Source organism: Methylobacterium sp. XJLW (assembly GCF_003254375.1).
In the GTDB taxonomy this organism is placed as follows: domain Bacteria; phylum Pseudomonadota; class Alphaproteobacteria; order Rhizobiales; family Beijerinckiaceae; genus Methylobacterium; species Methylobacterium fujisawaense.
This window is the reverse complement of record NZ_CP016429.1, coordinates 3,738,197-3,757,346: the sequence shown is the minus strand read 5'-3', so window position 1 is coordinate 3,757,346 and position 19,150 is coordinate 3,738,197. Positions and strand designations below refer to the sequence as shown.

The 19,150-nt window shown below is 69.4% G+C and carries 20 protein-coding genes and 1 tRNA gene; 10 read left to right on the top strand and 11 right to left on the bottom strand.

The features are described 5' to 3' along the window. Positions 1-188 precede the first annotated feature (188 nt). Complete coding sequence (locus A3862_RS17440) at positions 189-578, top strand: response regulator (RefSeq protein ID WP_043345829.1); 390 nt, start codon at positions 189-191, stop codon at positions 576-578. Between the two features lie 78 nt (positions 579-656). Here A3862_RS17440 and A3862_RS17435 read toward each other — a convergent pair whose 3' ends face one another. Together A3862_RS17435 and rsmI are read right to left on the bottom strand one after the other, a co-directional pair. Further along, complete coding sequence (locus A3862_RS17435) at positions 657-1,046, bottom strand: YraN family protein (RefSeq protein WP_043758143.1); 390 nt, start codon at positions 1,044-1,046, stop codon at positions 657-659. Next, entirely contained in the window at positions 1,043-2,014 is a 972-nt protein-coding gene (gene rsmI / locus A3862_RS17430) for a 16S rRNA (cytidine(1402)-2'-O)-methyltransferase (protein WP_043345837.1), read from the bottom strand. Before rsmI ends, A3862_RS17435 begins: the two co-directional genes overlap by 4 nt. A 134-nt stretch (positions 2,015-2,148) precedes the next feature. Here rsmI and A3862_RS17425 point away from each other — a divergent pair, with 134 nt between their 5' ends. Next, the gene (locus tag A3862_RS17425; RefSeq protein WP_100793970.1) at positions 2,149-3,414 is read left to right on the top strand and encodes a penicillin-binding protein activator; all 1,266 of its coding nucleotides are present in this window, start codon (positions 2,149-2,151) and stop codon (positions 3,412-3,414) included. Here A3862_RS17425 and hemW read toward each other — a convergent pair whose 3' ends face one another. Genes hemW through rph form a run of 3 tightly spaced genes read right to left on the bottom strand, consistent with a single transcriptional unit; the run spans position 3,415 to position 5,968 of the window. Next, on the bottom strand, positions 3,415-4,590 hold the full coding sequence (gene hemW, locus A3862_RS17420) for a radical SAM family heme chaperone HemW (RefSeq protein WP_043758146.1): 1,176 nt from the start codon (positions 4,588-4,590) through the stop codon (positions 3,415-3,417). It abuts the gene before it with no gap. Positions 4,591-4,628: 38 nt separating this feature from the next. Then, entirely contained in the window at positions 4,629-5,258 is a 630-nt protein-coding gene (rdgB, locus tag A3862_RS17415; RefSeq protein ID WP_043758149.1) for an RdgB/HAM1 family non-canonical purine NTP pyrophosphatase, read from the bottom strand. Continuing rightward, a complete protein-coding gene (gene rph / locus A3862_RS17410) occupies positions 5,255-5,968 on the bottom strand; it encodes a ribonuclease PH (RefSeq protein WP_043380092.1) in 714 nt (237 codons plus the stop codon). Before rph ends, rdgB begins: the two co-directional genes overlap by 4 nt. Positions 5,969-6,135: 167 nt before the next feature. Here rph and hrcA point away from each other — a divergent pair, with 167 nt between their 5' ends. After that, positions 6,136-7,191, top strand: coding sequence for a heat-inducible transcriptional repressor HrcA (hrcA, locus tag A3862_RS17405; RefSeq protein ID WP_085987606.1), 1,056 nt, complete (start codon positions 6,136-6,138; stop codon positions 7,189-7,191). Positions 7,192-7,204: 13 nt separating this feature from the next. Here hrcA and A3862_RS17400 read toward each other — a convergent pair whose 3' ends face one another. Both A3862_RS17400 and A3862_RS17395 read right to left on the bottom strand, forming a co-directional pair. Continuing rightward, positions 7,205-9,202, bottom strand: a complete 1,998-nt coding sequence (locus A3862_RS17400) for a methyl-accepting chemotaxis protein (RefSeq protein WP_052083626.1) — start codon at positions 9,200-9,202, stop codon at positions 7,205-7,207. A 258-nt stretch (positions 9,203-9,460) separates the two neighbouring features. Then, positions 9,461-10,042 carry a DUF1236 domain-containing protein gene (locus tag A3862_RS17395; protein ID WP_236961360.1) on the bottom strand — a complete coding sequence of 194 codons (582 nt, stop codon included), beginning with the start codon at positions 10,040-10,042 and terminating at the stop codon, positions 9,461-9,463. A 464-nt stretch (positions 10,043-10,506) separates the two neighbouring features. On the opposite strand from A3862_RS17395, the gene A3862_RS17390 reads away from it, so the two are divergent. From A3862_RS17390 to A3862_RS17380, 3 genes are all read left to right on the top strand, one after another. After that, positions 10,507-11,871 (top strand): MFS family transporter, encoded by a 1,365-nt coding sequence (locus A3862_RS17390; RefSeq protein WP_043758154.1) that lies wholly within the window; start codon positions 10,507-10,509, stop codon positions 11,869-11,871. A gap of 86 nt (positions 11,872-11,957) precedes the next feature. Next, a complete protein-coding gene (locus A3862_RS17385) occupies positions 11,958-13,139 on the top strand; it encodes an alpha/beta hydrolase (RefSeq protein ID WP_043758156.1) in 1,182 nt (393 codons plus the stop codon). 55 nt (positions 13,140-13,194) lie between these two features. Beyond that, positions 13,195-13,476, top strand: a complete 282-nt coding sequence (locus A3862_RS17380; RefSeq protein WP_020091862.1) for a DUF2312 domain-containing protein — start codon at positions 13,195-13,197, stop codon at positions 13,474-13,476. Positions 13,477-13,517: 41 nt separating this feature from the next. On the opposite strand, the gene A3862_RS17375 is transcribed toward A3862_RS17380, so the two are convergent. Beyond that, complete coding sequence (locus A3862_RS17375) at positions 13,518-14,507, bottom strand: phosphoribosylaminoimidazolesuccinocarboxamide synthase (RefSeq protein WP_043758159.1); 990 nt, start codon at positions 14,505-14,507, stop codon at positions 13,518-13,520. A gap of 254 nt (positions 14,508-14,761) precedes the next feature. Between A3862_RS17375 and A3862_RS17370 the strand changes: the two genes are divergently transcribed. Beyond that, on the top strand, positions 14,762-15,514 hold the full coding sequence (locus tag A3862_RS17370; RefSeq protein WP_043347678.1) for a Crp/Fnr family transcriptional regulator: 753 nt from the start codon (positions 14,762-14,764) through the stop codon (positions 15,512-15,514). 183 nt (positions 15,515-15,697) lie between these two features. On the opposite strand, the gene A3862_RS17365 is transcribed toward A3862_RS17370, so the two are convergent. The 3 genes from A3862_RS17365 to A3862_RS17355 form a co-directional block, all read right to left on the bottom strand. Then, positions 15,698-15,773: transfer RNA gene (locus A3862_RS17365), tRNA-Phe, on the bottom strand. 105 nt (positions 15,774-15,878) lie between these two features. Then, positions 15,879-16,061: a DNA gyrase inhibitor YacG gene (locus A3862_RS17360; RefSeq protein ID WP_075380462.1), complete on the bottom strand. Its 183-nt coding sequence runs from the start codon at positions 16,059-16,061 to the stop codon at positions 15,879-15,881. Then, positions 16,058-16,711 (bottom strand): Maf-like protein, encoded by a 654-nt coding sequence (locus A3862_RS17355; RefSeq protein WP_043758161.1) that lies wholly within the window; start codon positions 16,709-16,711, stop codon positions 16,058-16,060. Before A3862_RS17355 ends, A3862_RS17360 begins: the two co-directional genes overlap by 4 nt. A gap of 362 nt (positions 16,712-17,073) precedes the next feature. On the opposite strand from A3862_RS17355, the gene A3862_RS17350 reads away from it, so the two are divergent. The 3 genes from A3862_RS17350 to A3862_RS17340 all read left to right on the top strand — a co-directional run bounded on the left by A3862_RS17350 (position 17,074) and on the right by A3862_RS17340 (position 19,132). Beyond that, on the top strand, positions 17,074-17,283 hold the full coding sequence (locus A3862_RS17350) for a hypothetical protein (protein ID WP_043758164.1): 210 nt from the start codon (positions 17,074-17,076) through the stop codon (positions 17,281-17,283). Positions 17,284-17,441: 158 nt separating this feature from the next. Continuing rightward, positions 17,442-17,687, top strand: a complete 246-nt coding sequence (locus A3862_RS17345; RefSeq protein ID WP_043347682.1) for a hypothetical protein — start codon at positions 17,442-17,444, stop codon at positions 17,685-17,687. Positions 17,688-17,923: 236 nt separating this feature from the next. After that, positions 17,924-19,132: a polyhydroxyalkanoate depolymerase gene (locus tag A3862_RS17340; protein WP_111473849.1), complete on the top strand. Its 1,209-nt coding sequence runs from the start codon at positions 17,924-17,926 to the stop codon at positions 19,130-19,132. Positions 19,133-19,150: the final 18 nt, after the last annotated feature.

The window sequence follows — 19,150 nt, the reverse complement described above, 5'->3', positions numbered from 1 at the left end:
CGTGCCATCGGAACGGGCCGGGAACGCTTGACACGTTGCGGAATACGGGCGACGCCACAGGTTGTCTCGCGGGCCATCCTTCGGGCCGTGCTCGTTCATACGAGCGCTGCTGTCGCGGTGCGCGGGGCTCGACCGACCGCACGGCATAATCCCCGGAAACGGGGCGTTCGAAGGGAAGACGGCCCGGCGTGATTGCTGACTCCAACGACGACGTTCTCAACGGTGTCCGCGTTCTCGTCGTCGAGGACGAGGCCGCGATCTCCATGCTTCTGGAGGACATGCTCCTCGATTTCGGCTGTGCCGTAGTCGGGCCGGCCGCACGGCTCTCCTCCGCGCTGGAAATGGCGTCGCAGGAAGCGTTCGAGGTCGCCATCCTCGACGTGAATGTGGCGGGCGAGCCGATCTATCCCGTGGCCGAGGCCATCGCCAAGCGCGACCTGCCGCTGGTCTTCTCCACCGGGTACGGCGGCGCGGGCATCCGCGAGCCGTTCCGCGACCGGCCCGTCGTTCAGAAGCCCTTCAGCCAGGCCGATCTCAAGCGCACGCTGATCGGCGCGATCCGGGCCGCCCGCGCCTGACGCACGCCGGGTAACCGGCACGTCCCCAGCACGGCGGCTGTCGGGTGAGGCGAGACGCCGCGGTTCCTGGCCGCGGCTTCAGAGCCCTTCGATCATGAAGACCTGCTCGACATGGGCCGGCCACCCGCGGGCCCCGACGAAAACGGCGTCGGCACGGAACGTCGCACCTGCACACCACGCGTTGCGCCCGATCCACGCCCTGACCGCGCGGGAGAAGCGCCGCCGCTTGGCGGCATCGATCGCTTCCCGCGCGTCGTCACGCTTGGCACGCGCCTTCACCTCCACGAACACGATGGTGTTCCAGCGCTGGACGACGAGGTCGATTTCGCCCCCGGCCATGCTCACGCGCCGGCCGATCGGCCAGTAGCCCTTGAGCATCAGTGCGGCCAGCGCCAGCCATTCGGCGTGGTGGCCGCGCCGATAGGCGGCGCGGCGCCGGCCGGTCCGGTCCGGCACAGCCCCGTTCATCCCTGGCCCCGCGCCAAAGCCAGCGCCCGCGAATAGACCTGACGCCGCGGCTGTCCGGTCTCGTCAGCGACGAGGCTGGCGGCATCCTTGATGGAGTGCCGCTCCAGCGCCGACAGGATCAGCGCGTCGAGGGCGGCATCCGCATCAATCGTTCGCTCCGGCGTCGTCGCCGCGCCGATGATCACCACGATCTCACCCTTGGGCGGCCCTTCCTGGGCGAAGCGCTCGCTCAGGCTGCCCAAAGTATCGCGCCGGATGGTTTCGTAGAGCTTGGTCAATTCCCGGGTCACGGCGGCCGGGCGCTCCGGGCCGAGCACCGCAGCGGCATCCGCCAGCATATCGGGCAGGCGATGCGGCGATTCGAACAGGACCAGCGTGCCGGGAACTTGGACCAGTGCCTCCAGGCGGTTGCGCCGGGCGCCGGCCTTCTGCGGGAGGAAGCCCTCGAAGAAGAAACGATCGGTCGGCAGACCCGCCGCGACCAAGGCCGTCATCACCGCCGACGGGCCCGGAACCGGCGTGATGGCGATCCCCGCCTCGATCGCGGCCTGGACCAACTTGTAGCCGGGATCCGAGACCAGCGGCGTCCCGGCATCCGAGACGAGAGCCAGGGCTTCGCCGGCGCGCAGCCGCGCGATCATCCGTTCCCGCACGGCATCGTTGGAATGCTCGTGATAGGCGAGCAGCGGTGTCGTGATCCCGTAATGCGCCAGCAGGTTCCGGGTGACGCGGGTATCCTCGGCCAGGACCGCATCCGCGGCCGCCAGGGTGGACAGGGCCCGGATGGTGATGTCGCGCAGGTTCCCGATGGGCGTCGCCACGATGTGCAGGCCCGGCGACAGGGGTTCGGTCTCGCTCGCCAGACCGAAGGCCGTGAAGGTGGTGTTGCGCGGCCGATCGGGGGCGAGCTTCGGGGACGGAGCTCGGGTCGGGGCGGCGGGCCCCGGGGCATCGAATCGGCGTGTCATCATCGGTGATCTTGCCACACCGGCCGTCTCCCGTCGCGGTGAAGGCGTCTGACCGGGGGCAACTCTGCCGCTCCGCGTTTACAATTCGGATTCCGATCGTCAGGCTGCGGTGCCTGCCGAGAGGAGTCCGCGCGATGGCGCGCCCGACGAGCATGCGGGACCGTCTCGTGCGCGTCACCGCCCCGACCGCTGCGCTGTGCGCCGTCCTGCTGTCATTGGGCGGCTGCCTCGGCACCGACATCGCCCGGCGCGCGACGGCGCCACAGGCCGAGCTGACGCCGCCGGCGGCCGTTCCCGGGGCACCGCTGCCCGCACCCGCAGCGCCGCCGATGCCGGCGGCGGGTGGCATCGGGCGCATCGGCTCCGGAGCCGTCAAGGTTGCCCTGGTGCTGCCGCTGACCGGCCAGGGGGCAACGGTGGGCGCCGCCATGCGCAACGCGGCTCAACTCGCCTACGACGAGGCACAGCAACCCGACCTGACGCTCCTGGTGGAAGATGACCGAGGCAGCCCGGACGGCGCCCGGGAGGCGACGCAGGAGGCGCTGCGCCAGGGTGCCGAGATCGTGCTCGGTCCGCTCTTCGCCGGCAATGTTCAAACGGCGGCGGCCGCGGCCAGAGCGGCGGGCAAGCCGGTGGTCGGCTTCTCGACCGACGTGACCGTGGCCAGCCGGGGCGTCTACCTCCTGAGCTTCCTGCCGCAGCCGGAGGTGGACCGCGTGGTCGAGGATTCCGTCGCCGGCGGAAAACGCTCCTTCGCGGCTCTGATCCCCGAGACGGCCTACGGCAATGCCGTGGAGGCGGAGTTCCGGGAGGCCGTTGCCCGGAAGGGCGCGCGGGTCGCCGCCGTCGAACGCTACCCGGCCGGCGCGCCGGGTCCGGCGGTGGAACGGCTGACCCGGGTCATCGCAGGGCCGGGTGCCACCGCCGACGCGCTGTTCATCCCCGAAACCGCCGACGCGCTGCCGGGCGTGGCCGCGGCGCTGACCAAGGCGGGCTTCTCGCCCGCCCGGATACGCCCCATCGGCACCGCCCTCTGGAACGAGCCGTCGCTCTTCGCCCTTCCCGCCCTGCAGGGCGGCCGCTTCGCCTCGCCGGACCGCACCGGGTTCTCGAATTTCAGCGGCCGCTACCAAGCCCGGTTCGGCGCCGTTCCGCCGCGCGTCGCATCCCTGGCCTATGATGCGGTAATGCTCGCGGCCGCCCTGTCCCGACGCTACGGCTCGCAGCGCTTCGCGGAGTCGACCCTGACGAACGGCTCCGGCTTCGCCGGCATCGACGGGACCTTCCGCTTCCGGCCGGACGGGCAGAGCGAGCGGTCCCTGGCGGTCTATGAGATCCGCAACAATGCCGCGATACCCGTCAGCCCCGCGCCGCGGGTGCTGGCAAAGCCCGGGATCTGATCAGGCCGCAAGTTCGGCAACCAGGGCATTGAGCACCGGCGCCCCCTTGGCGGTCGCGGCGATGCGGCCGCCGGGAAGCCGCTCCAGCATGCCATCGCCGATCAGCATGCCGATGCGGTTGCCGTTCAGCGGCCGGCCCTTGAGGGCAGCGTAGCGATCCGGATCGATGCCCTCGCGAAGGCGAAGCCCCATCACCAGGAACTCGTCGGCCTGGTCGGCGGCCGTGAGCGTTTCGGTCTCGACGACGGCATGTCCGTCGCGCTCGACCCGGGCCAGCCAGGATTCCGGCGACCGCTCGGTGACGGTCCCGATCCGTCCCCCCGCCGTCACGAGCCGCCCGTGCGCGCCGGGACCGATGCCGGCATACTCGCCGTAGCGCCAATAGAGCAGGTTGTGCCGCGACTCCGCCCCGGGCCGGGCGTGGTTCGAGATTTCATAAGCCGGCAGGCCGGCCTCTGCACAAAGTTCCTGGGTGACGTCGTAGAGGGCGCGTCCGACCTCGTCGTCCGGCGTCACCAGTTTGCCGGCGGCGGCGAGGCCGTAGAACGGCGTCCCCGGCTCGATGGTGAGCTGGTAGAGCGAGAGGTGCTCTGCGGCCCGCGCCAGCGCCGCTTTCAGCTCCGCCCGCCACAGCGCCGGAGTCTGTCCGGGCCGGGCATAGATCAGGTCGAAGGAGGTCCGCTCGAAGGCCGACTGCGCCAGCGTGATCGCCTCCAGGGCCTGTGCGGCGTCGTGGAGGCGCCCGAGGGTCCGGAGCGACGCGTCGTCGAGGGCCTGGATGCCGAGGGAAACCCGGTTGACCCCGGCGGCGCGGTAGCCCCGGAAGCGCCCGGCCTCGACGCTCGACGGATTGGCCTCGAGGGTGACCTCGGCGCCTTGAGCCACCGGCCAGTGTTCCGCGACGGCGTCGAGCAGGCCCGCCACGGTCGCGGGCTGCATCAGCGAGGGTGTCCCGCCGCCGAGGAAGATGCTGGTGACGGTCCGCCCCGGGGTGCGGGCGGCCGTGTGGGCGATCTCGGCCCGGAATGCCGCGAGGAAGCGCGGCTCGTCCACGCCCGCGTGGCGGACGTGGCTGTTGAAGTCGCAATACGGGCACTTCGCCGCGCAGAAGGGCCAGTGCAGGTAGATTCCGAAACCCACGTCGCGGGTCGGATGGTCCGGGCCGGTCGATACCATGATGACCGGGATGTGAGCGCGACCGCGCCGTTTGGCAATCAGGAACCGGAGGCCAGACAGGCCCGGCTCAACGCCACGAAGGCCCGGGCCCGGTGCGAGAGCCCCTGACCCTTCTGCCAGTCGACGCCGTGCTTCTCCTCGGCGCTCATCTCGCCGAAGGTGCGCGCGTGCCCGTCCGGCCGAAAGATCGGGTCGTAACCGAAGCCGGCGGTCCCCCGCGCCGCCACGAGGTCGCCGAACACCCGCCCTTCGAACAGCTCGGTGTGGCCGTCCGGCCAAGCCAGGACCAGGGCCGAGACGAAATGGGCCCGGCGGTCGGCCGCGCCACGGTCGTCGAGCTCCGCGAAGATCCGCGCCATCGCGGCCGCGAAATCCTTGTTCGGACCAGCCCAGCGGGCCGAGAAGATGCCCGGCGCTCCGTCGAGGGCGTCGACGCACAGGCCGGAATCGTCCGCGAAAGCGGGCAGTCCGGTGGCGTCGGCCGCCGCCTTCGCCTTGATGGCGGCATTCTCGGCGAACATCGTGCCGGTCTCCTCGGGCTCGGGCAGCCCGAGTTCGCCGGCCGACACCGCCTCGACCCCGAACGGCGCGAGCAGCTCGCGCATCTCGGTGAGCTTGCCGGCATTGTGCGTGGCGATGACCACCTTCCCGGTCAGGCGGCGGCTCACGCGATGGCCTCCTTCTGCAGGGCGACCAGCCGCTCGGTGCCGGCGCGGGCGAGGCCGAGAAGTTCGAGAAGCTGCTCCTGGGTGAACGGCTCCATCTCGGCGGTGCCCTGCACCTCCACAATGCCGCCGCGCCCGGTCAGCACGAAATTGGCGTCGGTCTCGGCGGCGGAATCCTCGGCGTAATCGAGATCGAGGACCGGCATGCCCTTGTACAGGCCGCACGAGACGGCAGCGACATGGTCGCGCAGGGGATCGACCGAGATGATCGAGCGCGTCCGCATCCAGGCGAAGCAATCGTGCAGCGCCACCCAGGCGCCGGTGATGGCTGCCGTCCGGGTGCCGCCATCGGCCTGGATGACGTCGCAATCGATCGTCACCTGACGCTCGCCCATGGCCGGCAGGTTCGTGACGGCCCGGAGGGACCGGCCGATCAGCCGCTGGATTTCCTGCGTTCGACCCGACGGCTTCCCGGAACCAACCTCGCGGCGGGTGCGTTCGTGCGTCGCACGCGGGAGCATGGCGTACTCCGCCGTGACCCAGCCCTTGCCCGATCCGCGCAGCCACGGGGGCGAACGCTCTTCGAGCGACGCGGTGCAGAGCACCCGGGTATTTCCGAAGCTGACGAGGCACGAGCCTTCTGCGTAGCGCGAAACCGCGCGCTCCAGGCTCACGGGCCGCAACTCGTCGGCGGCACGCTTGGAAGGCCGCATCGCGGGCCCCTTCTGTCGAGAGTGTCGAGGGCCGGGCTCTTAGGCCGCCGCGACATCACGGGCAAGCATCGCCGTACGGATTGATCCGCGCGGGTCGGTTGCGCATGATCGGACTACAGGATGACCGCGTGACACACCCCAGTCCCAACTTTGCCAACGGCCAATCCATGCAGGCCCTCGCCGCCCTCAATGAGCGCGCCCGCGAGATCTTCCGGCAGATCGTCGAGAGCTATCTCACGACCGGCGAGCCGGTGGGCTCCCGGAATCTCGCTCGGATCCTCCCGATGGCGCTGTCGCCGGCCTCGATCCGGAACGTGATGGCGGATCTGGAGCATTCCGGCCTGATCTTCGCGCCGCATACCTCGGCCGGACGCCTCCCGACCGAACTCGGGCTGCGTTTCTTCGTCGACGCGATGCTGGAACTCGGCGACGTCAGCCAGGACGAGCAGGCGCGCATCGAGGCACAGATGCGGGCCGCAGCCTCGGGCCACACGTTCGATTCCGCCTTGGCCGAGGCCTCGACCATGCTGTCGGGCGTCTCGCGGGGGGCCGGCGTGGTGCTGACCACCAAGGCCAACGTCAATCTGAAGCACATCGAGTTCGTGCGGCTCGATCCGGCCCGCGCCCTCGTCATCCTCGTCTCGGATGACGGCTCCGTCGAGAACCGCATCGTCGATCTGCCGCCCGGACTTCCGGCGGGTGCGCTTCAGGAGGCCACGAACTTCCTCAACGCGCGCCTGCAGGGCCGCACCCTGGGGTCGCTGCGCGCCGAGATCGAGGCCGGCCGCAAGGCCATGAAGCGCGAGCTCGACGCGATCACCGAACGCCTCGTCGATGCGGGGCTCGCCACGCCGGTGGGGCCGACGGAAGCGCGCCAATTGATCGTTCGCGGCCAGGCCAACCTGCTCGACGACCTGCGCGCGGTCGAGGATCTCGAGCGGATCCGCCTGCTGTTCAACGACCTGGAGACCCAGAAGGACGTCATCGACCTGCTGGCCCGTGCCGAGGGCGGCGAGGGCGTGCGTATCTTCATCGGCTCCGAGAACAAGCTGTTCTCCCTCTCGGGGTCATCGCTGATCGCGGCGCCGTTCCGCGACGGATCGCAGAAGATCGTCGGCGTGGTCGGGGTCATCGGTCCGACCCGCCTCAACTACGCGCGCATCGTGCCGATGGTGGATTATACGGCGCGGGTGGTGTCGAAGCTTCTGGACGGCGGCCGGTAGGTCCTGTCGGGCCTCAGGCCGCCCGAACCGAATCCAGGAATCGTGCGACCTCGACACCGAGGCGCGCGGAGTGCTGCGACAGATCCGATGCGGAGCCCAGGACCTGTCGCGCGGCCTCGCCCGTTTGCGCGGCGGCTCCGGCCACCCCGGCGATATTCACCGTCACGTCCGCGGTCCCGTCTGACGCCTGGGTCACGTTGCGGACGATCTCCTGCGTGGCCGCCCCCTGCTCCTCGACTGAGGCGGCGACGGCCGCGGCGACCGCGTTGATGTCCCGGATCCGCGTGACGATACCGTCGAGTGCCCGGGTGGCTTCGCCGGTGGAGCCCTGGACGCGCGCGATATGATCGTTGATCTCCTCGGTGGCGCGGGCGGTCTGCGCAGCCAGATCCTTCACTTCGGCCGCCACCACGGCGAAGCCGAGCCCGGCCTCGCCGGCCCGCGCGGCCTCGATGGTGGCGTTGAGGGCCAGCAGGTTGGTCTGCGCGGCGATCGAGGCGATCAGCCCGGCTGCGTCGCTGATCCGGGATACCGCCTCCGACAGCGCCTGCACGCGGTGTCCCGTCTCGTCGGCCTCGTCCACGGCCGTTCGGGCGAGGCGTGACGAGCCTGCGACCTGCCCGGCGATCTCGCGCACGCTCGCGCCGAGTTCTTCGGCCGCAACCGCGACGGTGCGGACGCTGGTCGAGGCTTGGTCGGCGGCCGCAGCGACGCTGCTGGATCGTGCCGCGGCCTGCGTGGCGGTGTTTGTCAGGGCTTGGGCGGTGGCGTGAAGCTCGGACGCCGCCGACGACACCGAACCGACGATCGTGCCCACGGCCTCTTCGAAACCATCGGCGAGCGCCGCCATGGCCCGCTTGCGCTCCGCTGCGGCCGACGCCTCGGCCGAGCGCCGAGTCTCTTCCTGCTCACGTGCCTTCTGCGCCACAACGGCCTTGATACCCTCGACCGCCCGCCCGACCATCCCGATCTCGTCTCGGCGCCTGGCCTCGGCGATCTCGGTATCGAGGTCGCCGAGGCTCATGCGCTGAAGGACTTCCACAAGTCGGTCTAGGGGATGTGCGACAGTCGCGGCCATCATCCGGCTGACGGTGACGGCCAGCAGAAGCAGCGTGATCGCGGTTGCGATGGCCAAGTTCTGCGCGAGATGCGTGATGGGTGCGAACGCGGTGGCGTGGTCGACCGAAAGCGCGATGTACCAGTCGAGCGCCGGCGGCAGGTTTGGGACGCGCGCGAAGACCGTGCGGACGGACCGTCCCGCCTCGCGCGTGTCCACCGCCCGACCGGCGGCGATGCCGGGAACCGGACCGTCGATCAGCTCCGACAGGGGCTTGCCGATGAACGCGGCCCGCGGGTGGATCAGGATCGTGCCCGCGCCCGACACCAGATAGGCATAACCGCCGTCACCCGGCGCGACCTCGGTGATCATCCGGGCAAGAACCGAGACGTCGAAATCGCTTCCGACCACGCCGCCGAGACCGTGCGCCGCATCCTTCACCGGCGCCGCCGCCGTGATGATGAAGGTGCCGCGACTGGCGGAGATGTACGGCTCGGTCAGGATCGGGCCGTCCGTCGCGGCGGCCTCCTTGTACCACGGACGCTGACGCGGATCGTAACCCGGCGGAATCTCGGCCTTGGGCATCTTGGTGTAGAACCCGTCCGGACGCCCGAAGAAGCTGACGTAGAACGAGTCGCGGATGATGGGCGCGTCGAGCACCCGATCCGTGTCCGACTCACGGCCGCCAGCGGTGATCTGCTGAGCCATCATCTGCGTCAGATCGAGCTTGCCGCGCAGCCAGTTGCCGACGCTGCGGGCGGCAGATCCGCTCAGGCTCGACATGCTGGCGTCGACGTCGCCCTGCAGGGTGCTGGACTGGGACAGGTACAGATAGGACGAACAGGCGACGAGGGCCGCCGATACGATCGCGAGAATCAGGAGTGTCGCGCGACCCGATATCCCGACGCGTACCTGGCGTGCCGCTCCAGAAAAGCCACCGATTTCAATCGACATGCACACCCCGATCTTCAGGAGTCGCGCCTGACGAGGCCAAATTCAAACCTAAACCGCGACCTGTGGCGTCTGTGTTCTTTTTATCAGATCGTGGATGGCATGGATCAGGACGTCGATCGGGCGTGACACCATTCCCCGCGCAAAGCCGGTCCGCGCCTTGTCGGGCGCGGACCGGATCGACGGTGATGATCGTGTGCTTTGCTTGCGCCGGTGTGTCGGCGGCCGGAAGAGCCGTTTCGACCGACGCGCGGCCAGGCGTTAGGCCGGGATCACGTCCACGATCTCGTAGGTGTCGGGGTCGATGATCACGATGTCGTCGCGCACGAGGATGAACTCGTAGCCCTCGTATTCCGGCACGATCGAGATGATCGCCGGCGGCAGCCGGTGCAGGGTCACCGACCGCGGGATCGCGGTGCCGACCGCGAGACCGAAGGCCACGTCCCGGAGCGGCGACACGCCCAGGCGGGTGATCGAGCTGCGGAACTCGGTCCGCTGCCGGGTATCGAGGCGGCCGACCGCACCGCGAACGGCGCCGCCCTCGCGGGCGCCGGCACGTCCGCCCCGCTCGCCAGCCGGACCGCGGCCGCCCCGATCGGGGCCGGCTGCGTCGCGATTGCCGCGCTCGCCGCCGGCACCGGGTTCACGGGCACCGCGCTCGCCCCGGTCACCGCGATCACCGCGATCACCGGCATCGGGCTTCGCGGCCGGGCCGGCCCGACCGGACGATCCGTCGCGCTCGGCGGCGCCATCCGGGCGGCCCGGTCCCTCGGCACCACGACCCGCCGGTCCACCCGGCTCGGCGCCGCGCGGACCGCCCTCGGCACCGCCAGGCCCGCGCATCGCGCCGCCGTCCGCGCCGCCGGCACCGCCCCGCATCCCGCCGCCAGCGCCGCCGCCAGCGCCGCCGCCACCGGCCGGACCGGCGCCTGCGCCGGCAGCTCCACCGGGACCGCCGGGTCCGCCGCCGCCGGGGCCGCCCCGCCGCCTGGGCCGCCCTGCGCGAATGCCGTTGCCGCTCCGGCCACGACGATGGCCGCCGCAACCGTGTCTCTCAGAATGCGCTTCATGGCCTCTCCTCCTGCGGCCGTCGGACAATCCCCGACGCCCATGCCGGCCCGCAACGGGCCTCGGGGCGAACCGTTCCGTCCCGCGGCGTCGTGGCCATGCGGCCGGTGACACCCGCGCTCGCTGTCCTCGGCTAAGTCCGCTCACGGTCTTGCGATCAGGCCCGTCACCTGTAACGTCGCGCCGCACCAAGTAGAGACCGGCCCAGGCCGGCATCGAGATTGATCGACGGAGACGCCATGTCCGCCTCGCGCGACGATACGATCGGTATCGCACCGAGCGCCCACGATGACGCCGCAGACCGCAAGCGCCGCATCTGGGCCATCGTCGGATCGTCCTCGGGCAATCTCGTCGAATGGTACGATTTTTACTGTTACGCGTTCTTCGCCCTCTACTTCGCGCCAGCCTTCTTTCCGAAGGGCGATTCCACCAGCCAGCTCCTCCAGACCGCGGGCATCTTCGCGGTCGGCTTCTTCATGCGACCGGTCGGCGGCTGGCTGTTCGGGCGCATCGCCGATCGTGTCGGACGCCGGACCTCGATGGTCGTCTCGGTGCTGCTGATGTGCTTCGGCTCGCTGCTGATCGGCATCCTGCCGACCTACGAGCATGTCGGTACCCTGGCCCCGGTGCTGCTGCTCCTCGCCCGCATGCTCCAAGGCCTGTCCGTCGGCGGCGAATACGGCACCTCTGCAACCTACATGAGCGAAGTCGCGATCAAGGGCCGGCGCGGTTTCTTCGCCTCCTTCCAGTACGTCACGCTGATCGGTGGCCAGCTCCTGGCCTCGCTGGTCCTGGTCCTGCTCCAGGCGGTGATGACCGGCCCGGAACTGACCGCCTGGGGCTGGCGCATCCCGTTCTTCATCGGCGCCGGGCTGGCGGTCGTCGCACTCTATCTGCGACGCTCCTTGGCCGAGACCAAGGACAGCAGTGACAAGGAGACTGCCGGCACCTTCGCCGAGCTGTCGAAGCACTGGCGGGCGTTCCTGGTCGTCGTGGCCTACACGGCGGGCGGCTCCCTGAGCTTCTACACCTTCACGACGTATATGCAGAAGTATCTCGTCAACACCGCCGGCATGCCGAAGACTTCGGCTTCGCAGACGATGACGGTGGTGCTGTTCGTCTACATGATCATCCAGCCGATCTTCGGCGCGCTGTCCGACAAGATCGGCCGCAAGGCGAACATGCTGCTCTACAGCGGCCTCGGCACACTCATGGTGGTGCCGCTGATGACGGCGCTCGGCACCAACAAGGATCCCTATCTGGCCTTCGCGCTGATCACCCTCGGGCTCGCGGTCGTCTCGTTCTACACGGGCATCAGCGGCATCGTGAAAGCGGAGCTGTTCCCGACCAACATCCGCGCCCTCGGGGTCGGCCTCTCCTACGCGGTGGCCAACGCCACCTTCGGCGGCACCGCCGAGTTCGTCGCCCTGTGGTTCAAGGACAACGGGATGGAGAGCACGTTCTTCTGGTACGTCACCGTCCTGATGGCGATCGCTTTCGTGGCCTCGCTGATCATGCCGAACCCCAAGGTCCACGGCTATCTCGACGGCGCCGGCACCGTCGAGGAGGCGCTGGGGAAGAAGCGCGGCCTCGCACACGCCTGATCGGTGGGCCGTCCGGCTGGACCGGGCCCGACTTTCACGCTGATATGCCTCCCGCCGGACGCGCCAAACGTCCGCGGGAGGACGCCATGCTCAGGAAGGCCGCCGCCGGGGCACTGACTCTGCTCTGCCTCGCAACCGCTTCGGCATCCGAGGCCACCGAGGGGGGCTCCGGCGACACGCCGTTCAAGCCGAAACAGCCCGCGGGCTATTTCTTCGTCGGCGGCCGCTCCGCGACGGCGGCAGGCAAGACCACGGCCTCCGGGCAGATGTTCGTGGAGTATCGCGCACCGGCGCGGGTGACGCAGCCCTATCCGATCGTCCTGGTGCACGGCACCGCCCAGACCGGGATCAACTTCCTCGGCACGCCGGACGGACGGCCTGGCTGGGCTGACCGCTTCGCCGCCAAGGGTTTCACGGTCTACATCGTGGATCAGGTCGGGCGTGGCCGCTCGGGCGGCGATCCGGAGACCTACGGACCCTATGCCCGCCTGCCCGTCGAGGATCTGGAGACGGTGTTCACCGGGCAGGAACGCGTCCCGCTCTACCCGCAGGCGAAGCTGCACAGCCAGTGGCCGGGCGGCCCGGGGGTGCGCGGCAACGCCGCCTTCGACCAGTTCTACCTGTCCCAGGTGCCCTATATCGCCAGCGCGCTGAAGAGCGAGGAACTGGTCGATCCGGCCCTGATCGCCCTTCTGGAGAAGATCGGCCCCGCGATCCTGCTGACCCATTCGCAGGCCGGCGTCTTCGGCTGGGCGGTTTCCGATCAGCGCCCCGACCTCGTGAAGGCGCATGTCGCCGTCGAGCCCAACGGGCCGACCTTCTTCGACATCCGCTTCAAGGGCGGCGCCGATTGGTACGAGCGCGTCGGGGAGGCGCGGGCCCGGCCCTATGGCATCACCCGGGTGCCGCTGCATTTCGAGCCCCCCGTCAGCAGCCCGGCCGATTTGACGGTCGTTCAGGACGACCGCGCCGCCGCACCCGACAAGATCCGCTGCTGGCTTCAGGCCGAGCCCGCTCGCACGCTGCCGAACCTCGCCCGCGTGCCCGCCGTGCTCGTCACCGCCGAAGCCTCGTTCCGCGCCACCATGGATGATTGCACGGCTGCATTCCTGGCCCAGGCGGGCTCGAAACTGGACCGGCTGGCGCTCGCCGAGCACGGCATCCACGGCAACGGTCACATGATGATGCTGGAATCGAACAGCGATGCGGTGGCGGATGCGATCGTCGGCTGGATCGAGAGCCGGGTCCACGCGCCGGGCCGTCCTTAACCGGTCGCTTACCCTGTCCCGGCGAGGGTGCCGCCGTCATCCGACGAGGGAATGCATGACCGACATGACCGACACCGTGGGCGTCGCGGGCGACCGCATCCGCTCGATCATCGAGCGCGTGGAACGGCTGGAGGAGGAGATCAAGGACCTGATGGAGGCCAAGAAGGAGGTCTTCGCCGAGGCCAAGGGCGAGGGTCTCGACGTCAAGGTGCTCAAGGAGATCCTGAAGATCCGCAAGCAGGACAAGGATGAGCGCGACGAGCAGGAGACGCTCCTCGACGTCTACCTGCGCGCCATGGATGCGCCCTCGCCGGCCCCGATCGCGGCCGCGGCCTGATCCTCTCGACGGAGTGCGGCGCGGCGCGCGCCGCCCTCCCCTCAGGACTGCGGGGAGCCCGCGAGATAGGCGGCGATGTTGCGCCGGATGCGCTCCAAGGGCTCCTCGCTCGGATCCGGCAGGACGAAGCGCGCCCCCGTGATCGTCTCGTAGGCGCGGATGTAGACCGCGGCCGTCTCCAGGACGACCTCCGCGGGAATCTCCGGAATCGGGTCCTTGTACGGATCGCAGCGGGCGACGACCCAATTGCGCACGAAATCCTTGTCGAAGCTCTCCGGCGCGGAACCCGCGGCGAAGCGCTCCAGATAGCTCTGCGCGAACCAGTATCGGCTACTGTCGGGCGTATGGATCTCGTCGGCGAGGACGATCCGGCCTTCGGGATCGGTGCCGAACTCGTATTTCGTGTCGGCCAGGATGAGACCGCGCTCGGCCGCCAGCGCCGTGCCGCGGGCGAACAGCGCCAGCGCCGCGTCGGACACGGTGCGCCACTGCTCGGACGTGAGCAGCCCGCGTTCCAGAATCTCGGTCTCGGTCAGCGGTTCGTCGTGGCCACCGTCGAACGCCTTGGTGGTCGGCGTGATGATCGCCACCGGCAGGCGCTCGTTCGGCCGCATGCCATCCGGGAAACGGTGGCCGTACATGTCCCGCTCCCCGGCGCGGTAGCGCGTCAGGACCGACGTGGAGGTGGTGCCGGCGAGGTAGCCCCGAACCACCACCTCCACCGGCAGGATCTCCAGACGCCGGCCCACGACCACGTTCGGGTCGGGATAGGCGATGATGTGGTTCGGGCAGATGTCGGCCGTCCGCTCGAACCAGTAGCGCGCGGTCTGGGTCAGGACCTGGCCCTTGAAGGGGATCGCCGCGAGCGCCCGGTCGAAGGCGCTGATCCGGTCCGAGGTGATGAGGATGCGCCGGCCGTCGGGCAGGTCGTAATTGTCCCGGACCTTGCCGCGATAATGGTTCGGCAGCTCGGGCAGGGTCGCGTCGCGCAGGACCTGGTGCGCGTGCGGGGCGAGATCTGCCGTCTTCATCGGGATTTCCGTCAGGCTGTGCGGCGACTGCGCCGCCTGATCTCTGTGCGCGGATGGGGCGGAGAATTCCAGTCCCGGGTTTCACCGAGGCCCGGCGCGCAGCCCCGGCCGCCACCCCGACCCCCGCGGCAGTGGGCGAGCGGCCCTGCCGCTCTGGCCGGGCCCGGCCGTCGGCCCTATCCTTGCCGTGGATGGCAGACGGTGAATTGCCGACTGCGAAATGCCGGCCGGTGCCGCCGGACGGCCGAGGCGCAATGTTCGAGACACCGCACCAAGCAAGCCGACAACCTTTCCTGCGCCGGATCGAGACCGTCGCCCTGTTCACGCTCAGCGATGCGGAGCGGGCCGCCCTCGTCGCGCTGCCGATGCAGGTGGCGCAGTTCGAGCCCAATCAGGACATCGTTCGGGAGGGCGACCGCCCGACCCGAAGCTTCACCCTGCTCAGCGGGATCGCCTGCACTTACAAGTCGACGCTGGCCGGCAAGCGGCAGGTGATGACCTACCACGTCCCGGGCGATGTGCCCGATTTCCAGAGCCTGTATCTGGAGGTCCTCGACATCAACATCGCCACGGTCAGCGCCTGCAGGCTCGGCTTCGTTTCGCATGAGGCGGTCCGCGGGCTGATGCGTGCGCATCCGCGCCTCACCGAGGTCTTCTGGCGCGCCACCCTCATCGACGCCGCTCTGGTCCGCGAGTGGATGCTCAACACCGGTCGCCGCGACGCCTACGCGCGGATGGCCCACCTGTTCTGCGAACTCGTGACCCGCCTCGGCGCGGTCGGGCTTGCACCGGATCGGACCTGCGAGCTGCCCATGACGCAGCCCGAACTCGCAGACGCCCTCGGCATAACGTCCGTTCACGTCAACCGCACGATCCGGGATCTCAAATCGGCCGGGCTGATCACGCTGCGCGACCGCCGCCTGACCGTCCACGACTGGCCGGGACTGCAGGCCGCGGCCGGGTTCGATCCGGCCTATCTGCATCTGCGGGATGCGGAGACTCGCTGAACCGGGCGGGAGAGCGCAGGCTTTCGAGCCGACGAGGGCGCGTTGTCGCCCTGCCCGACGTATCGCCGGCCGTCGAAAGCCAAAGCCAAGCCGTCGCGGGACTGCAATCTGGATCTATCGGTATGAAGATAACGCGGCGCCGTTTTCGCTAACCGTTGCCGGAGCGGGCACTCAGCGGGAAGATGGTGCCCAGGGGCGGAATCGAACCACCGACACTGCGATTTTCAGTCGCATGCTCTACCAACTGAGCTACCTGGGCGTCGTCCGCGCCGGTGTCGGCCTCGGACGCCGCGGGGTATAGTCAGTGCTTCGCGGCCTGTCCAGCCTTGCCGTGACGTCGACACGACGGAAATGCCGGAAAAATTCATCGCTCCGGATCGGGCTCGGGCGGAACCTCGTCGGAATCGAGGTCCTCGGGGATCGCGTAGCGCTCGTTGAGCCACCGTCCGAGATCGACGTCGGCACACCGCTGAGAACAGAACGGCTGGAATTCCGGTGTGGACGGTTGCCGACAGATCGGACAGGGCGGCCGGCGCTCGCTTCTCATGCCAGGGCGCCCCAGCCGGCCCGCACGGGATACCCCTCCCCGTCGAGGAGGCTCAGGGTCTCGTAGAGGGGCAGCCCGACCACGGCGCTGTAGGAGCCGACCAGTTTGACGACGAACGCCCCCGCCAGGCCCTGGATCGCGTAGCCGCCGGCTTTCCCGCGCCATTCGCCCGACGCCACGTAGCCCTGGATATCGCGGCCCGAGAGCCGCTTGAATCGGACGCGGGTCTCCACGATCCGCTCCCTGCGCCCGCGGGGCGAGAGGACGCACACCGCCGTGTAGACGCGATGCTGACGTCCGGAGAGCAGGCGCAGGCAATCCGCGGCCTCGTCGGGGATCTCGGCCTTCGGCAGGACTCGACGCCCGACCGCCACAACCGTATCGGCCGACAGAAGCCAAGTGGGCGTGGTGGTGTCCTGGAGGTGCAGCGCCGCCTCGGCCGTCGCGAGCTTCGTCCGGGCGAGGCGGCGTGCCAGTTCGCGGGGCGGCTCGGCCTTGCGGGGCGTCTCGTCGATCTCGGCCGGCAGGAGAGACGCCGGTTCGATGCCGATCTGCTGCAGCAGCGCGAGGCGGCGCGGCGAAGCGGAGGCGAGCACAAGTCGCGCCGTCGGCCCCTGCGTCGCGCCGATCGCTTCAGGTTTGGCGTCCATGATGTTCCGTTCGCACAATCGACCGGAGCCGTGCGCGCCCTGCGCGGCGGCCCTTCGTCGGCCGGGACAGGCTCGATCCACCCGCCTGATAAGGGATGGGGTCGGGCTTGTGAACTCGGAGGGGCTTCTGCAGATCTCCCAGACCCCGGCCGGCCCGGGTCATGATCCGGGATACCCCCGCCCGCCGGCAAGAGTAGGCCGACCGAGCGCCGCGGCCGGCACTGTGATCGCGGCGCGGCAAGCCAGACTAGAGGTGCGGCCCGGCGATCTGGCAAGCTTAGAGCAAGACGTCGTCCGCGATCGTAACCGACCGTTAACTGCGTGCGGCTGAGAGTGTTGTCCTCCGAAGGGGATCGACATCGATGCTGAACGCTGATCCGCTCCTGCAGCGCCCGACGCTGGTAACCACGGCCCTGCTCGCCCGTGCCCTCGACGGGCTCCGGCCGCAGGTCACGTCGCCGGTCGAGATGTGGCAGCGTCTCACCGAGCACTACGTCGTCGATCTCGACGCCGTCGCGGCCCTCCTGCCCGCCGACGAACCGGAAACGCACTGGCTGTCGTCCCGCGACTGAGGGCGCGCAGATCAAGTCTTCGGCCGTCCACCCAACTGGCACACGACGTGCTTGAAGGGTCCGGCAACCGGGAGGAAGCACTCAGGCAACGACAACGCGGCGGCTCGCACGCCAGAGCACCCCGCGGACCTTTCGATCGCTCGAAGCTGAGGTCCGTCATGTCGGAACTGCTCTCTGTTGCCTTGGTCTGTGCCGGTACGCTTCTGGCTCAGGATTGCTCCCGCGACACCGCCCTGGACGTCATCATCGCTCCGGCGCATACGCCGATGGAGTGCCTGATGCACGCCCAGACGATGGCAGCCCAGGCCGGGTTGCCGGGGGGCAGCGACCGGTATCTCAAGATCGCCTGCGAGCATCGCCGGACCGAAGGCGAACCCCGCACGGTCGTCCGGCGCGCGTCCTGACGCGGCCCGGCGCGTCGGCGGTGTCCGTGCCGTCGCGCCCGGCCGCGATTTGGTCTGGTGCATCAAAGCCACGTCACGATTTTTCTTGTTCGCATCCGCCGTTCGGACAGTTGCCGCCTCCGGGAACGGGACCCATCCTGCACGGCCACGCTGATGCAATTCAAACCCCGGCATCCGCCACCTTTGCCGCCCCGATGGCCCGCGTGCCGGGCAGGGCTCCAGCGAGTGCCTGCCCGATGCTGTACGACGCGTTCGACCTGCAGACCGACATCGCCGCCCAGACCCGGGCATGGGGCCGGCTGCTGAACGACATCTGGTCGCCCTGGTTCGGGTTGGGCGAGCCGGTCACCTGGATGTCCGCCGGCGCCCGGATGATGATGCGCGCCGGTCTGACCTTCGCGCGGCCGCCCTACGGCATCGAGACGGTCAACGTCGGGAACCGGAGCGTCCCGGTCTCAGAGGAGCCGGTCGAGGTCACGCCGTTCGGGACGCTGCTGCACTTCAAGAAGGACATTCACACCGAGCAGCCCAAGGTGCTGATGGTCGCGCCGATGTCGGGCCATTTCGCCACGCTGCTCCGCGCCACCGTGCGCACCATGCTGCCCGACCACGACGTCTACATCACCGACTGGCACAATGCCCGCGACGTGCCGCTGTCGGAAGGCCAGTTCGGTTTCGACGACTACGTGGGCCACCTGATCCACTTCCTGCAGACGATGGGTGAAGGCGCCCACATGGTGGCGGTCTGCCAGCCCGCCGTTCAGGCCCTCGTGGCGGCAGCCGCGATGGCGCAGGCGAAGGATCCCGCCGCCCCGCGCAGCATGACCCTGATGGCCGGCCCGGTGGATTGCCGCATCAACCCGACGGGCGTGAATGCACTCGCGACCTCCAAGCCCATCGACTGGTTCGAGAAGAACCTGATCGCGACGGTCCCGACGCGCCACAAGGGCGCCGGCCGCAAGGTGTATCCGGGCTTCATGCAGGTCTCGGCCTTCATGGCGATGAACGCCAAGCGCCATATCCAGGGTCACGCCGATCTCTTCTGGCACATGGCCAACGGCGAGCGCGAGAAAGCCGAGGCGATCGAGACCTTCTACGACGAGTATTTCGCCGTGCTCGATCTTGCGGCCGAATTCTACCTGGAAACGGTCAAGACCGTGTTCCAGGATCACGCCCTGGCTCGGAATGCGGTGAGCTATCGGGGGGAGCCGATCGACCTGCGGGCGATCCGCCGCACCGCCCTGATGACCGTCGAGGGCGAGCGCGACGACATCTGCGCGGTCGGCCAGACCATGGCGGCCCATGATCTGTGCTCGGACCTCGCCCCCTACATGCGGACCCATCACCTCCAGGCGGGCGTCGGCCATTACGGGGTCTTCGCCGGGCGGCGCTGGGAGTCGCAGATCTACCCGCAGGTGCGCAACTTCATCCAGGCGCACAACTGACCGCGCGACCGGGGACGC